The following is a 255-nucleotide window of genomic DNA, read 5'->3' as shown; positions in this document are numbered from 1 at the left end:
ACTTGGCCTGGGCGGGACCGCGGCGGCCGAAGACGTGCACCTCGACGGCCTTGTTGGCCTTCAACCCCTGGTAGACGTTCGGCGGGATCTCCGTGGGCAGCAGCTCGTCGCCGGTCTTGGCCAGCACACGGGCCACGTCCAGGGCGACGTTGCCGACGCCGAGGACGGCGACCTTCTCCGCGTCCAGCGGCCAGCTGCGCGGCACGTCGGGGTGGCCGTCGTACCAGGACACGAAGTCCGCGGCGCCGTAGGAGC

The 255-nt window shown here is 71.8% G+C and carries 1 pseudogene; it reads right to left on the bottom strand.

What is annotated here, in order from left to right:
* A pseudogene (locus IU459_RS38085) lies at positions 1-255 on the bottom strand (pyridine nucleotide-disulfide oxidoreductase); the annotation flags it as partial.

The organism is Nocardia amamiensis, from assembly GCF_015477605.1.
Lineage (GTDB): Bacteria > Actinomycetota > Actinomycetes > Mycobacteriales > Mycobacteriaceae > Nocardia > Nocardia amamiensis_A.
The sequence above is the reverse complement of the archived record's forward strand: the minus strand, read 5'-3'. Positions and strand labels throughout refer to the sequence as shown.